Here is a 14,418-nt window from a genome sequence, read left to right as displayed (position 1 = left end):
TATATATTAATGAGTTCCTTCTATTACTTCTATATTATTCTTTGTAAAAACTTCCTTTATTTCTTCTAATATATTTGCTTTGCATTTTACTACACATACACCTAAATGTAGTCTTTCTACTTCAAATTCTTTTAGTTTTTTACTGATATTTTCTATATTTTCTTTAGTATTTTTAGAACATATATCACAGGTAAAAAAAGAAACTAATTCTGTACTTATATTTTTATACTCTTCAAAATGCTTTTCCTTATTATTATAAGCTTTAAAACATCCCATTGTTGTACAAATACCATTGATTTTTTCACATACACCTATTGCTATTTTCATAATTCCTCCTAATTTTAAAAATAAAAAAACAATCCTATTTAAATTAATAAAGGATTGCTTATAGAAAATACATTTTTCCTATTCTAATCTACCTCCTTCATCTTCCGTAAAGTATAGTAATAAAAAATAGGCAGGTATTCTGACTCAAGGATCTACATTTTTTCAGCCTTCCCAGTTTCCTAGTGGCATATTTGAAAAAACTTCTCTTTTACAGCGGCGGGACCGTGTGGGACTTTCACCCAACTTCCCTTTTAATCTAAAATTAGAACCTATTTTTTTTATTTAATTGTCGACTCAATTCTACTAAAAAGTTGAATTGTTGTCAAGATTTATGAGTATAATAGGAAATCAGTCTATTTCTTTTCCTATTGTTTATTTAATAGTTTCAATCCACAAAGGCATATTCCAACTACTATAAAAAACAAGAATAGAATTCTATTATAAAACCACACATGATCAGCAAATCCCATAACCATTAGTCCACCTATACCAGATATACAAGCTATTAATATATTATTAATGGAATCATCTTTTTTATTAAATATCAACACCATAGATTTCTTAAATAATCTAAATATTAATAATATAAATGATCCTAAAGCCAATATTCCAGCTTCTAACCAAAGTTGTAAATAAAGATTATGAGTATGAGCTACAGTCTTTAATGCAAAGGATTTATATCTTTTATATATAGTATTAAATACTTGATTTCCTAGACCTACACCACCAAGCCAATAATTTTTCAACATAGGTATAGCAGGTTCTAAAATTTGTTTTCTATACTTTATAGATGAATCGTTTGGGTTAAATATTGTTAGTATTCTTCTATAAATAGATTGAGGTAATATTGGGATACATAGTATTCCAATTAAAATCATAAAAGGTAGAAGCTTTTTATTTTTAAAGAATACAAATATAAACATTGCAAATGCAAAGGATACCCAAGCAGATCTAGAACCTGTTTTCAAAAGTATTACAACAATAGGTAAAGATATACATAGGATAAATGCTTTTTTCCACCAAGATTTTGAGTTGAAAAATACAGTCCCTAAAAACGGCATAGTAAGAACCAACAATTCTCCATATATATTAGGATTTCCCATAGTTGAAAATACTCTACCAGACATACTTTGATTAACTGTCAAATCAGTTAAAGAAGGATTAACCTCTATACCAACTACTTTCCATTGCCATATACCATATAGTACTGTAAGAAAGGTTCCCATAAGAAGCAATTCAATAAGCCTATTTAATTCATCTGTTGAATCAATAGAACTAATAATTATAATCACTGTAATAAATGAGATTAAATAATAAATAAAGTAATTTATACTTTCCCTAGGAAATAAAGATGTTACAGTTGCTAAAGTTATTGTAGCAAAAAACAGCACTAAGCTAAAATCTAAATGAAAAATATCTATGGATTTAGCAGGTTCAATTATAATCTTTATAATAAATAATATAAGAAGAATTAAAGTAAATAAAACTCCATAAATATTGTACCATCTATGGTCTGGTATTATAAAAGTAAAGATTAAAGTTAGTCCTATGACTATTTCAAACCTACTTATTAAAAATTTAATAAACTTAAATATATAACTATAGGAAAAAGCTTCTTCATATTTTAAATAAAATTTCCTAAAGAAGATAATTGGTCCATTTAAGCATTTGTCTAGAACTCTATAGATAAAACTATTTCGCCAAATAGTATCTAAATAATCAGGTCTTTTTAAGTAGTTCCAAATCTTGCTATAAGATAGGTAATATTGTATCTTTTTAACAAAGGAGATGGACAGTCCATATATTAAAGAATCTTTAAACTTATTTTTTACAAACATTAACAACTTATATATATATCCAATAATTAAGCTGTTATTTATAAGGTATTCCATTTTCATCACCTTCCAATGGCTATTCAACTTTTTTAATTTCAGCTATTCTTCCATTTTGTAACATTGAGTTACCTGCATATATAGTAAGGGTTTGACCTATATAATAAATAGATTTATCAATAGTTACACCATTTTTACCTATAATTCCATCAGCTTCCATAGTTATATACAATGAAGCATATCCTTCTTTAGTAGAAGGTACATAATTTCCATCTACATCTCTAGACCAAGATATGGACTGGTCTACAACTTTATCTGAAACTTTGCCGAAATTAGCATTTTGAATTGATTCTCTCACAGAATCACCAATTTCTATTGAAGTTGCAGCAGATTCAGGTATTTCTTCAACAAAATAAGAAATTTCAATCTTATCTGATTTAGCCACAAATGGAGTATTTACCTGTGCTTTTTTAAATTTATTGCCCACTGCAGCAATTCCAACTACAAGAACAAATATAATAATCCCATCTATAATGGTGAATTTTCTTTTTGGTTTTAAATTATTTTTACTCATGAAAACTACCTCCTATATTTTATCTGCACTATGAATTTTCCCATAGAATATTGAGTTACCAGCTCTTAGGGTGATGGTTTGTCCAATATAATAAGTAGAACCACCAAGGTTTATTCCATTAGGTCCTAAAGTACCATCAGCTTCCATACTTATATATATAGATGAATAACCTTCTCTGGGAGAGGAAAATTGCTTGCCTTCCACAGTTGAATCCCAAGATACAGATTTGCCTATCTTAATATCTGTAACAGTACCAAAACTAACATTTTGTAAAGCTTCAGAAGCAGGGTCTCCTATATGAACATTATCTGAGGAGAAATTATTTACTTCCTCTTGATAAAATACAACTTCAACTTTATTTTTACTTATAATAGATCCTTGATTATTAGATATAAATCCAAGTTTAAATAATACTAAAGCTCCAAGAAATAACCCTATTAATATAAACAAAACATCTATAATGCTAATTTTTCCAAAGATTCTTCCCTTATTGTCAATTATCATATCTTGTCTCCTTTCATTTGTTATTTGTATTTAAACTTAACTATATAGATTATAAGTTTCTTCCATAGTATTATCAAGATTAAAGTTATTACTTAAAAAATTCAATCCATTTTTACTATAGATTTTTATTAAATTTTTATTAGATAAAAACTTCAATATAGATTCTGCTAATTTATCTTTATCGCCATAAGGAATCAATGTGCCAAAATCACAACTTGGAGTTATGATTTCCCTTGAACCTCCACTATCTGTAGATATAACAGGCAGTCCAGAAGCCAAAGCTTCCAATATGGAGATACCAAAAGCTTCAGATTTAGAATGGGATATAAATAAGTCACAGGCTCTTAAAATATGATTTATATCATTTCTATGTCCAGTAAATATTATATCGTTATTAATATCTAAATTCTGAGCCAATTCCATAGTTTTATTTAATAAATTTCCATCACCTACAAGAACAAACTTAAATTTCAAATCAGAAATTTCTTTAGATTCAATAATATTTTTCATAGCAGCAATAGAATTTAGTAGAAATTCATGACCTTTTTCCTCCGAAAATCTTGCAACAGAGGCTATTAGAATGTCATCTTTATCTATATTAAATTCATTTCTAAATTCCAAGTTTTTTTCACTAGACCAACTATCTAAATCTATTCCAGTATAAATCAATTGAATTTTATTAGGCAAAATACCTTCATCCATAAGAAGTTCTTCTACAGCTTTACTTACAGCTATAACTTTATAGTTAAATTTTGTCATAAATCTATTGGAATATACAACTGATTTACTGTTTTTTATAAGCATATGGCGAGTATTAATAAGTTTTACATTATTTCCTAAGACTTTAGAAATAATACTTATATAGTTTTCTCTTAAAAAATGAGTATGGATTACATCAATTGATTTATCAGCACATATTTTTTTTAACTGTTTAGCAGCTTTAAAATCATAAGGGCTATTCATAGATAATTTAATGGTTTCTATACCTAAATTTTTAAATAGATTTAGACTAGGACCTTCTTCTGAATAGACTAAAAAGAATTTACATCTATTGTTATGTAATTTTTGGGCTAGGGAATAGATATAGCTTTCTGTACCACCACCTCCTGTAACATTAATTAAATGCAGTACATTTATCATGTTCTCAATCCTTCCATAAAAGATAAATAATTATTCTTATAATATTATAGCATTGGATATGACTTTTTAAAATGCAGATATTGAAAAGAACTGTAAAATTTAATAGTTTTATGATAAACTTTAAATTGTATGGGATTAAAGAAAATAAAAAGAAGGAGGGTAAAATGATATACAGATTGAAAAAACTATTTAAAATAAACGTAAGTTTTGGAAACAATAGGTTAAAAAATGTTCTGATTTTCTTAATGTTTCTAGGTGCAATATTTGTAAAGACATTCTATTTTCAATTCACTACTAAATTAAATCGCATACCATATTTTAAATTTGAAAATACCATGATGTTGATTGCTAATTTAGGAATGTGTATAATTCTTTTATCTATTGTGATGTTAATTTCCAATAAGAAAAAGTCTTTAGGACTATTGATTTTCAATTTGATTTTTAGCTTTATATTATTTTCAGATACAGTATATTATAGATATTATTATAGTGCCCTTAGTGTAACATCTATATATCAAATAGGATTTGTAGGTTCTTTAGGAGATAGTATATGGAGTTTAGTAAAAATTAAAGACTTAGTATATATATTAGATTTTCCAGTAATCGTATTTATATTATTTTTATTGAATAGAATATTTAAAGAAAGTATTTTTCATAGGAATAATAGAGAATCATTTTTAAAAAGAGTATTTAAAACTTTGGTTATATCAATGGTAGGAGTACTATTAATATTTATATCATTAAAAAATGCAGATACTTCAACGTTCTCTTATGATAATAATCATATTATAAAACATGGTGGTATAGCATATTATCATTATTATGATATAAAGGAATTTACTAAAAATACTATTTTTAGAAATCGAAAAATGAACCATAAAGAGATAGAGGAGCTTACCAGCCATTTTAATAACAAAAAAATACAGGGTACAAATTATAAAGGTATATCTCAAGGAAAAAATCTTATAATACTTCAAGTAGAGGCATTACAAGAGTTTGTAATAAATGCAAAGACCCCATCTGGAGAAGAAATAACACCTAATTTGAATCGTCTAATAAACGAAAGCATATATTTTGATAATATATATTATCAAACAGGAGGGGGGAATACTTCTGATGCAGAATTATTGTCTAATGCCTCTGTTTATCCTGCTAAAGAAGGAAGTGCTTATTTTCTATATCCAACTAATACCTATGATTCCATAGGAAATATTTTAAAGGAAAAGGGATATGGAACTTATGCTTCCCATGCAAACAATCCAACATTTTGGAATAGAGCTATAATGTATAATGCACTGGGGTTTGATGAGTTTTTTAGCAATCAAAAATTTGAAATAAACGAATACATTGGATGGGGATTAGGAGATAAATCCTTTTATAAGCAGACCTTAGATAAAATAAATAAAAAAGAGCCTTTTTATAGCTTTATGATTTCTTTGTCCAGCCATTATCCATTTAATTTTAAGTACTTTGAGGAATATAAATTTGATGTGGGAAAATATGAAGGGACATTTTTAGGATATTATTTGAAGGCTGCTAACTATGCAGATGATGCCATAGGGGATTTAATGGACTATCTAAAGGAGCAAGGGATTTATGATAATACTTTAATAGTCATATATGGAGACCATCAAGCAGTTCCAAAGGATAAGGCAGAGGAACTTATGGAATTTACAGGTCATGACTATTCTGAGGCTCAATGGACAGAACTTCAAAAAGTTCCGTTACTGATTCATGACAGCAGTATAACAGAACATCAGACAATTAGTAAAATAGGAGGACAAATAGATATTCTTCCTACAATTGCAAATCTTATGGATTTTGATGTGCCTCATGCTTTAGGGAAAGATTTAATAAATACAAGTGAGGGATATGCAGTTTTAAGAAATAGCAATGTAATAACTAATGAGTTCATATATATAAGTGCAGAGAATAAAGTATATAATAAAGAGAATGGAGAAGAAATGGATATTGATTTATATGAAGAAAAAATAAAAGAACTTCAGAATCATCTATATATTTCTGACTTAATCTTAAAAAGAGATGCTTTAAAAAATATAACAGAGTAGGGAATCCCTACTCTGTTGCATAATTATCGAAATAACCTTGGATTAAGACTATAGGTGTGCCTTTATCTCCACTGCCACTAGTTAAGTCACAAAGACTGCCTAGTAAATCTGTTAATCTTCTTGGAGTTGTACCTAAAGCTTCTGCCTGTGTGGTCATATTATTATCTTTACTATTGATTTTATTTTTTACTGCTGCTATTACATCATTACCACGTAAATCATCTAACTCAGTATCAACTAAATATTTTAGCTTTAATTCATTTGGAGTACCCTCTAGACCTTTAGTATATCCAGGTGAAACCACAGGGTCAGCTAATTCCCAAATCTTTCCTACAGGGTCTTTAAATGCTCCATCACCATAAATCATAACTTCTACAGTTTTCCCTGTCTTTTCCTTAATTTTCTTTTGAACTTTTTCTACAAAGTTTTGTGAATCTCTTGGAAACAGCTTTAATTCATTTTCAGATGCAAGGTTTGAACCGAGAATACCATATTCATCATTGTAACCAGAATTATCAATAGGTGAACTAAGAATATCATCTAGACCATATACCATATTTGCCCCAGCTTCTTTAAGAATTCTCTTAGTTCTATGTCTATCATGAATATTTGCTACTAATATATCTTTAGTATAATCTAAAATAGTCACTGGATTATTGGAAAATATTATTTCTATATTTTCTTTACCGATTTCTTTATACATATTTACATAGTCTACTCCAGTAAAAGGATGAACTACCTTTTCACCAAATAATCTTCTATAATCTTCTTCAGTTAATACATCTGTATAAGGATTGATTTTTAATTCATCCATTTTATCTATATCCATTAAATGATTTCCAACTTCATCTGCTGGATAGGATAGAAGTAATACAACTTTTCTTCCACTTTCAATTATTCCCTTTAACACAATTGAAAATCTGTTCCTGCTCAAAATAGGAAAGATTAGCCCAATAGTGGCAGGAAATTTATTTTTTACATCTATGCCTATGGCTTCAGCAGTAGCATAATTACCTTGAGCTCTAGCTAATAAAGATTCAGTAATTCCTAAAACATCCCTATCACAGATATTAAAGTTCTCAGCCTCAGAAGCTTCTAATAAAGAATCAACAACTATGTTAACTAGGTCGTCACCTTCCTTTACAATAGGAGTTCTAATCCCCCTTGATGTAGTTCCTACGGTTCTTACCATTATAATTCCTCCTAAAATAACAAATTAAACACCCTATATATTATACCACCAATAAATCAAATTAAAAGGTTAGATTGAATTAATTTTTGGAACAATGAATAATTCTCTTTTCTGTCACAATCATATCTACAGGAAGATCGTATTGATCTGTTGGCACTTTATCAACAACTTGCAAATCAAACCCTATGGCAATTTTAGGTGTAGGATTTAATAATTTTGATAGGAATCTATCATAATATCCACCACCATAACCAACTCTATAACCATCTTTGGCAAAAGCCACGCCAGGTACTAAGATTAAGTCTATAGTATTAGGGTCCACAACTCTTGTAAATTCTTTTTTAGGAACTTCTATATTATAATCTCCCACTTCTAATTCAGAAAGACTATAGACATCTGATACTAAAAGTTCTCTTGTTTTAGGAATAGTAATTGGTACAACAATACTTTTGCCATCTTTTATAATTTGTTCTATTAATGGATGAGTTTCAACTTCGTCTCCATTACTGACAAAACACATAATTCTTTTAGCATTTTTATAATTATCCATCTCATAAATTTTATTTGCAATAATATTGCTGTATTCTACTATATCTTCCCTTGATAATTCTGACCTTTTTTTCAACATTTCTTTTCTTAAAGTTTTTTTATCCAAAAAAATCACCTCTTAAGGTTTATTTATCTCACAAAGTATATTATAATATACAATTAAGGGAAAGTAAAAATGGATTGCAAAAATAATGAAAATTAACAGAATTCTACTTAAAGTTACATATAGTATATGACAACAGATGAGGTGAAATGGTTGATAAAGTTTGAAAATGTAAGCAAAGAATATAATAATAATGTTAGAGCACTTACAAATGTTAGTTTAGATATACGCAAGGGAGAGTTTGTATTCTTAGTAGGTTCATCAGGGGCAGGTAAGTCCACTATAATTAAACTTCTTTTAAAAGAAGAAGAGCCTACAGAGGGAAAGATAATTTTGAATGATATGGATATTACAAAGGTACGAAATAGAAGAATACCATATATAAGAAGAAATATAGGAGTAGTATTTCAAGATTTTAGACTTCTGCCAAATAAGACAGTATATGAAAATGTAGCATTTGCCATGGAAATAATAGGAGTTCATCCTAAAGAAATAAGAAGAAATGTACCTATGGTTCTTAGTATGGTAGATTTAAGCAGAAAGGCCTCTAGTTTTCCAGACCAATTATCTGGTGGAGAAAGACAGAGAGTCTCTATTGCTAGAGCCATAGTAAACAGTCCTCCTGTACTGATTGCAGACGAGCCTACAGGAAATTTAGACCCAGAAACTGCATGGGAGATAATGAGAGCTTTATCTGAAATCAATGGAAGAGGAACTACAGTTCTTATGGCGACTCATGCCAAAGATATAGTAAATCATATGAAAAAGAGAGTAATTGAAATCAATGAAGGAAAGATAGTAAGAGATGAGCAGAAAGGTGGATACGGCGATGGGATTTCGAGTATTTAAAAATATACTAAAACAAGGATTCCAAGGTATGTGGAGAAATCGTAGTATGGGTTTGGCATCTATTGGGTCCATATCGGCTGTACTTATGATATTAGGAGTAGTTATAATATTGGTTCTTAGTATAAACAATGTAGCAATGGAGATAAAGACTAAGTTTGATGAGATACAAGTATTTTTGAAGGATGATTTAACAGCTGAAGATATAGATAAGATACAGGAAACCATAGAGGAAGATGATAGAGTTTTATCAGTGGTTTTTCAATCAAAGGGTCAAGGTTTAGAAATCATGAAAAAAGATTGGGAAGAAGATAGTTATTTATTAGAAGGTCTTGAAGAAGATAATCCACTTCAAGATTCATATATAATTCAGTTAAAGGATATAAAAGATGCAGACGATGTAGTTAAAAAACTAGATACCATAGAAGGAATAGAGTATATAAATTACTATAAAGATATAATAGACAAGCTTTTAGTATTTGCTAACTATATAAGATTTGGAGGTATAGTTGTAATAGGAATATTAGTATTAGTATCAGTGTTTATTATTTCCAATACAATAAAAATTACAGTAACTTCAAGGAAAAGAGAAGTAAATATAATGAAATATGTAGGTGCTACTAATGGATACATAAGAGGACCATTTATTATAGAAGGAATATTATTTGGACTCATTGGATCAGTATTATCTATATTCATAATAAACTATGGATATGATTACTTCTTTAAGTCAGTAAGTGATAAACTATATGTTTTATTTACAGTATGGCTAGTGCCACCTACTTTACTAATGAAGGATATAACAATTATGTTTTCAGCCATAGGTGTTGGAATCGGTGCATTGGGAAGTATAGTATCTTTAAAACGTTTTTTAAATGTATAGGGGGAGAAAGAGTATGAAGAAAAACAGGAGAAAAATATATTTGATTCTAGCCTTAATATTTACATTTAATTTCATTCAAGTTTCAGCGGCAGATAACATTAAGGATTTGGAAAAGCAACAAAAAGATTTACTTAAGCAGATTCAGCAAAATAAAAATCAAATAAAGACAGCAGAAAACCAATCAAAGGACGTATCCAAGCAAATCGAGGATTTAGATAAGAAAATGGATGTTGCCAGTACTGAACTTGATAAAGTAGAAAAAGAACTTGGAACTTTAAAAACAAACATAGAAAAGACAACTGTTGAACTGGAAACAGCAGAAGAAAATATTAATGAAAAACAAGAAGTATTTAATAAAAGAATGAGAGTAATGTATAGAAATGGAAATGTAGGTTATTTAGAGGTCCTACTATCATCATCAAGTATAAAGGACTTTTTATCTAGAAGAAATATGATAAAATCCATAGCAAAATATGATACAGAATTAATTCAATATATGAGAGATCAAAGGGATATAATAGATACGAAGAAAACGGAATTGGAAATGCAGAAGAAATCCATTGAGTTATCGAAAACAAAACTAGAAGATAGAAGAAGAAATTTAGCAAATGCCAGTAGGGAAAAAGAAAATTTAATGAGAGATTTACAAAAGAATATAAAGGATTTAGAAAAAGAAGAAGATAAGCTAATTGAATTTGCAAAGGAGATTGAATCAAAGATATTAAAGTTGCAGAGAAACACAGGACCATATAGTGGAGAGGGTAAGATGCAGTGGCCTGTACCAGTATATAAAAGAATAAGTTCTACTTATGGATATAGAATACATCCAGTTTATAAGACTAAGAAACTACATACAGGAGTAGATATAGCAGCCAATACTGGAGAGAGAGTTGTTGCGGCAGAAAAAGGAACTGTAATTTATTCAGGCAATTTAGGAGGTTACGGTAAAACCATAATGATAGACCATGGTGGAGGTATAGTTACACTTTATGGACATAATTCATCTTTAGTAGTTTCTGAAGGTCAGCAAGTAAAACGAGGGGATACTATAGCAAAGATTGGAAGTACAGGAGTGTCTACTGGACCACATTGTCACTTTGAAGTAAGAAAAAATGGTGCATATGTAGATCCTATGCCTTGGCTAAAGTAAAAATAATTAATATAAGAAAAGAGGTGTTTAATAACTGATTTATCAGTTATTAAACACCTCTTTTCTATGTGAAAGTTAACAACTAAGTTGTGTAAGTTGCAGAAATCTTTTGTAGATACACTACCATTTATTTTATCTTTGAGAGAGTTGAGTTTTGGTAATTAGAAGTTTATTTCTTATATATGTAAATCTATATCTAAAAATTTCTTACATTTGTATCATAAGTATCGAGGGTAAAGGTAGGAGTAGCTAATGATATAGCATCTACTAATTTATTAAGTGCCATATGACTGGATTAGATTTAAGGATAACAAAAACAAGCAGTTCGACAAAATCTACGTTTTCACAGTATTTGTCGAACGAAATAAGTAGATTTTACTATTACCATATGTTAAAGTTTATACTAAATAAACTTATAGGTTTACTAAGTAATTCCAAATTTCATTGCTTAAGATATATAAATCTTGTATAGGTTAAAATAAGCTTGTTTATCTATAAACTTGAAGTTAAGTTTAGTCAGTTACTGAAATTACAAGATAAATCAAGTGCGAAGTTTGAGTTAATTACTTATTTGCTAATGTTACTATAGTAGCATCGAGTATTAATAATAAAGCTAGAGAGGAGGATAAGGGCAAAATATTTTTGGAGTAATCTTCAGTATTGATGTAATTAGTAAGAGTATACTAACTTAATTATGAGGAGGTATGTTATGAAAACGTTATTTAAAAAAGCAATTAAATTTTCGTTTATAGGGGGGAGTTATTCAATGTATAATTTTAAAAGAAGTACTAGCTTTATTTTAGTGTGTATTATCTTACTTAGTAATTCATTTATCTCACATGCAAGTAGTGAAAAAATAGAAAGTCACAATACTCAAAGGATATTAAAAATTATCGAGGATAATAACATGGAGATTGTTGAAGATGCCCATAATATACCAGAAGATACTATAGTTTTCGATACTGTAGAAGAATTTGAAGAGTTTATTGAAAATTTCAACAAGCTAAAGGAAGAAGTAAAGATAACAATTGAAGATAATAATATTTTAACAGAATCTTATAACCAAGAATTGAATTATACATTATATAATGTTCGTGAACAAACTGCTAGTGTTACAATTGAACTGCCTTTCCCACAACCAAATCTTATACATAGAGTATGGTTTGATCATTATAGTAGTGGTTCTTTTTATGCATGTGAGAGATATAATGATGGGGAACTATACTTATCTGGATTCGCTCCTGCTACTACATTGAGCAGACCAAGTTCAGATGGATCCGTACGAAATGGAACACTTTTTGTAACTGGTAGAGGAACTTTAGATACTAACCTTCTAGTAGGAGGCCTATTAACAGTAAAGAAGGATCCTTTTAGAACGAGTTTTAGAGTAGAGCCTAATTTGAAAGTAACAGATCCTAGAATAGTTTGGGAAAAGTAACAAGTCCTAGAATAATTTGGGAATAATTTATAATAAATATATCGATTCCTTATTTAGATATCATTTTTCTAGATAAGGAATCGATAAAATGTAATACATATTAAAATTGTAGCAATCTTAAAGGTGGGGTTGATTATGAGTGGATTAGAGGCTAAAATTGTAGCTAATGTTCCATTTGGAACGATTTTAGCAAGTTATATATCACTGATTTTACAGATAATAATAATTGTAATTTTAATTAAAGTATTAAAAAAATAATATAAAGGATGTTAGTACATAGATATTTCAGATACAATATGATACATGACTTTGATCGTTAGTAGATATAATGATAGAATAAAAAACTGGAGAATATAAATATAATATATTTTTGAAAAGGAATAGTGTGGTAAAATACTTTAGTAATATTATTGGAGTTAAAAAAAGATTAGAGAATGGGTCTATGGAAATACAGCTAGGATTTTATATTATAATCTTAGCTGTATTTTTTAATCTTTGTAATAGATTAAATTGAATGGTATAATCTTAATATAAAATAAATACAATAATTGTATAACCTAAAAATATGGGAGTGAGAAAATGTCTAAGAAGAAAGTCATAACTTTAATTGTAGTTCTTTTACTTATTACAAACATAATGACCTTTGGCTTAACAAACTTAATGAGTGTAAGTTTCAATAACAAGGCATATATTCCTTTGGCAGAATACAAACAGCTTAAATCTGTTTATAATGAATTTTCCAAAGTAATAGCAGTAGAAAACTATGTAAAACAAAATTATTTAAGAGATGTAGATACAAAGAAAATGATAGATGGACAATTAAAGGGAATGCTCCAATCTTTAGAAGATCCATATTCTAATTATATGACCAAAGATGAATTCGCATCTTTTTTGCAACAGACAAGTGGAACCTATGCAGGAATTGGAGTAGTAGTTACACCAGGAGAAGACAATATAATTACTGTAGTATCTCCCATAGAAGGTACTCCCGGAGAAAAAGCAGGAATTAAAAGTGGAGATAAAATACTAAAGGTAGATGGTATAGAATTTCCAGCAGATAAAATGGATGAAGCAGTTAAGGTAATGAAAGGTGATCCAAATACAAATGTGGTTTTAACACTTCTTAGAACTGATAAGGAAAGTAAAAACCAAATATTTGATTTAGAAATTACTAGGGAAATTATAAGATTAGTTACTGTGAAATCCAATATAATTGATGATAATATAGGATACATAAATATTACATCTTTTGATGATTTAACATATAAAGACTTTAAAGCTGAATTAGATAAACTAGGCAGAAAAAATATTGAAGGTTTAATCATTGATTTAAGAAATAATCCTGGAGGGTTATTAGACAGATGTGTTCAAATTGCAGATGAGTTACTGGGAGAAGGAGTTGTAGTATATACTCAAACTAAAGATGGCAAAAAGACTTATGAAAATTCAGGAAAATCAATGGTTGATTATCCTTTAGTATTACTTGTAAATGGTGGCTCAGCATCGGCATCAGAGATTCTTGCAGGTGCAATTAAAGACCATAAGAGAGGCACATTAATAGGAACTACTACCTTTGGTAAAGGAGTTGTTCAAAGAATAAAGGACTTAGATGATGGGTCAGGATTAAAACTAACAATTTCAGAGTATTTCACACCAAATGGAGTAAATATTCACGGTATAGGTATTGAACCGGATATAATAGTGGAATTACCTGAAGGAGTAGAAGACATAGGAGTAGAAAACTTAAAGGAGGATACTCAGCTTAAAAAAGCCATAGAAGAAATAAAAACTAAAATTAAATAGTCTTTTAA

At 28.8% G+C, this 14,418-nt stretch carries 14 protein-coding genes and 1 riboswitch; of the genes, 7 read left to right on the top strand and 7 right to left on the bottom strand.

Translation table 11 applies throughout. The features are described 5' to 3' along the window. Nucleotides 1-6: 6 nt before the first annotated feature. The 5 genes from FYJ83_RS05685 to FYJ83_RS05665 all read right to left on the bottom strand — a co-directional run bounded on the left by FYJ83_RS05685 (nucleotide 7) and on the right by FYJ83_RS05665 (nucleotide 4,377). Nucleotides 7-327, bottom strand: coding sequence for a CGGC domain-containing protein (locus FYJ83_RS05685; RefSeq protein ID WP_154439369.1), 321 nt, complete (start codon nucleotides 325-327; stop codon nucleotides 7-9). 112 nt (nucleotides 328-439) lie between these two features. Beyond that, nucleotides 440-615: riboswitch (cobalamin riboswitch) on the bottom strand. A gap of 77 nt (nucleotides 616-692) precedes the next feature. Next, nucleotides 693-2,219 (bottom strand): O-antigen ligase family protein, encoded by a 1,527-nt coding sequence (locus tag FYJ83_RS05680; protein WP_195837926.1) that lies wholly within the window; start codon nucleotides 2,217-2,219, stop codon nucleotides 693-695. A 19-nt stretch (nucleotides 2,220-2,238) separates the two neighbouring features. After that, nucleotides 2,239-2,733, bottom strand: a complete 495-nt coding sequence (locus tag FYJ83_RS05675) for a DUF4330 domain-containing protein (protein WP_154439367.1) — start codon at nucleotides 2,731-2,733, stop codon at nucleotides 2,239-2,241. A gap of 12 nt (nucleotides 2,734-2,745) precedes the next feature. Further along, a complete protein-coding gene (locus tag FYJ83_RS05670; RefSeq protein WP_154439366.1) occupies nucleotides 2,746-3,237 on the bottom strand; it encodes a DUF4330 domain-containing protein in 492 nt (163 codons plus the stop codon). Nucleotides 3,238-3,273: 36 nt separating this feature from the next. Then, nucleotides 3,274-4,377 (bottom strand): glycosyltransferase, encoded by a 1,104-nt coding sequence (locus FYJ83_RS05665; protein ID WP_154439365.1) that lies wholly within the window; start codon nucleotides 4,375-4,377, stop codon nucleotides 3,274-3,276. Nucleotides 4,378-4,541: 164 nt separating this feature from the next. On the opposite strand from FYJ83_RS05665, the gene FYJ83_RS05660 reads away from it, so the two are divergent. Further along, a complete protein-coding gene (locus FYJ83_RS05660) occupies nucleotides 4,542-6,446 on the top strand; it encodes an LTA synthase family protein (protein ID WP_195837925.1) in 1,905 nt (634 codons plus the stop codon). A gap of 7 nt (nucleotides 6,447-6,453) precedes the next feature. Here the strand turns inward: FYJ83_RS05660 and FYJ83_RS05655 are convergent, their stop codons facing one another. Beyond that, nucleotides 6,454-7,638: a coenzyme F420-0:L-glutamate ligase gene (locus tag FYJ83_RS05655; protein WP_154439363.1), complete on the bottom strand. Its 1,185-nt coding sequence runs from the start codon at nucleotides 7,636-7,638 to the stop codon at nucleotides 6,454-6,456. A gap of 79 nt (nucleotides 7,639-7,717) precedes the next feature. After that, entirely contained in the window at nucleotides 7,718-8,293 is a 576-nt protein-coding gene (locus FYJ83_RS05650) for a 5-formyltetrahydrofolate cyclo-ligase (protein ID WP_154439362.1), read from the bottom strand. Nucleotides 8,294-8,443: 150 nt separating this feature from the next. Between FYJ83_RS05650 and ftsE the strand changes: the two genes are divergently transcribed. The 6 genes from ftsE to FYJ83_RS05625 all read left to right on the top strand — a co-directional run bounded on the left by ftsE (nucleotide 8,444) and on the right by FYJ83_RS05625 (nucleotide 14,410). Then, nucleotides 8,444-9,139: a cell division ATP-binding protein FtsE gene (gene ftsE / locus FYJ83_RS05645; protein WP_154439361.1), complete on the top strand. Its 696-nt coding sequence runs from the start codon at nucleotides 8,444-8,446 to the stop codon at nucleotides 9,137-9,139. After that, complete coding sequence (gene ftsX / locus FYJ83_RS05640) at nucleotides 9,120-10,019, top strand: permease-like cell division protein FtsX (RefSeq protein WP_154439360.1); 900 nt, start codon at nucleotides 9,120-9,122, stop codon at nucleotides 10,017-10,019. Before ftsE ends, ftsX begins: the two co-directional genes overlap by 20 nt. Nucleotides 10,020-10,032: 13 nt before the next feature. Next, nucleotides 10,033-11,169, top strand: a complete 1,137-nt coding sequence (locus FYJ83_RS05635) for a murein hydrolase activator EnvC family protein (RefSeq protein ID WP_229768499.1) — start codon at nucleotides 10,033-10,035, stop codon at nucleotides 11,167-11,169. A gap of 766 nt (nucleotides 11,170-11,935) precedes the next feature. Next, nucleotides 11,936-12,607, top strand: a complete 672-nt coding sequence (locus FYJ83_RS05630) for a hypothetical protein (protein ID WP_154439358.1) — start codon at nucleotides 11,936-11,938, stop codon at nucleotides 12,605-12,607. 135 nt (nucleotides 12,608-12,742) lie between these two features. Then, nucleotides 12,743-12,865 carry a hypothetical protein gene (locus FYJ83_RS20225; protein WP_268233509.1) on the top strand — a complete coding sequence of 41 codons (123 nt, stop codon included), beginning with the start codon at nucleotides 12,743-12,745 and terminating at the stop codon, nucleotides 12,863-12,865. Between the two features lie 321 nt (nucleotides 12,866-13,186). Then, nucleotides 13,187-14,410, top strand: coding sequence for a S41 family peptidase (locus tag FYJ83_RS05625; RefSeq protein WP_154439357.1), 1,224 nt, complete (start codon nucleotides 13,187-13,189; stop codon nucleotides 14,408-14,410). Nucleotides 14,411-14,418 lie beyond the last annotated feature (8 nt).

It is taken from the genome of Tissierella pigra (assembly GCF_009695605.1).
In the GTDB taxonomy this organism is placed as follows: Bacteria; Bacillota; Clostridia; order Tissierellales; family Tissierellaceae; genus Tissierella; species Tissierella pigra.
Note: the sequence above shows the minus strand (reverse complement) of the source record. Positions and strands in the feature narration are given on the sequence as shown.

Excerpts from the sequence above, each read along its gene's own strand:
- FYJ83_RS05665 (WP_154439365.1), bottom strand. The coding sequence starts at position 4,377 with ATGATAAATGTACTGCATTTAATTAATGTTACAGGAGGTGGTGGTACA.
- FYJ83_RS05680 (WP_195837926.1), bottom strand. The coding sequence starts at position 2,219 with ATGGAATACCTTATAAATAACAGCTTAATTATTGGATATATATATAAG.
- FYJ83_RS05670 (WP_154439366.1), bottom strand. The coding sequence starts at position 3,237 with ATGATAATTGACAATAAGGGAAGAATCTTTGGAAAAATTAGCATTATA.
- FYJ83_RS05635 (WP_229768499.1), top strand. The coding sequence starts at position 10,033 with ATGAAGAAAAACAGGAGAAAAATATATTTGATTCTAGCCTTAATATTT.
- FYJ83_RS20225 (WP_268233509.1), top strand. The coding sequence starts at position 12,743 with ATGAGTGGATTAGAGGCTAAAATTGTAGCTAATGTTCCATTTGGAACG.
- FYJ83_RS05660 (WP_195837925.1), top strand. The coding sequence starts at position 4,542 with ATGATATACAGATTGAAAAAACTATTTAAAATAAACGTAAGTTTTGGA.
- ftsX (WP_154439360.1), top strand. The coding sequence starts at position 9,120 with ATGGGATTTCGAGTATTTAAAAATATACTAAAACAAGGATTCCAAGGT.
- FYJ83_RS05630 (WP_154439358.1), top strand. The coding sequence starts at position 11,936 with ATGTATAATTTTAAAAGAAGTACTAGCTTTATTTTAGTGTGTATTATC.
- FYJ83_RS05685 (WP_154439369.1), bottom strand. The coding sequence starts at position 327 with ATGAAAATAGCAATAGGTGTATGTGAAAAAATCAATGGTATTTGTACA.
- FYJ83_RS05625 (WP_154439357.1), top strand. The coding sequence starts at position 13,187 with ATGTCTAAGAAGAAAGTCATAACTTTAATTGTAGTTCTTTTACTTATT.
- FYJ83_RS05675 (WP_154439367.1), bottom strand. The coding sequence starts at position 2,733 with ATGAGTAAAAATAATTTAAAACCAAAAAGAAAATTCACCATTATAGAT.
- FYJ83_RS05655 (WP_154439363.1), bottom strand. The coding sequence starts at position 7,638 with ATGGTAAGAACCGTAGGAACTACATCAAGGGGGATTAGAACTCCTATT.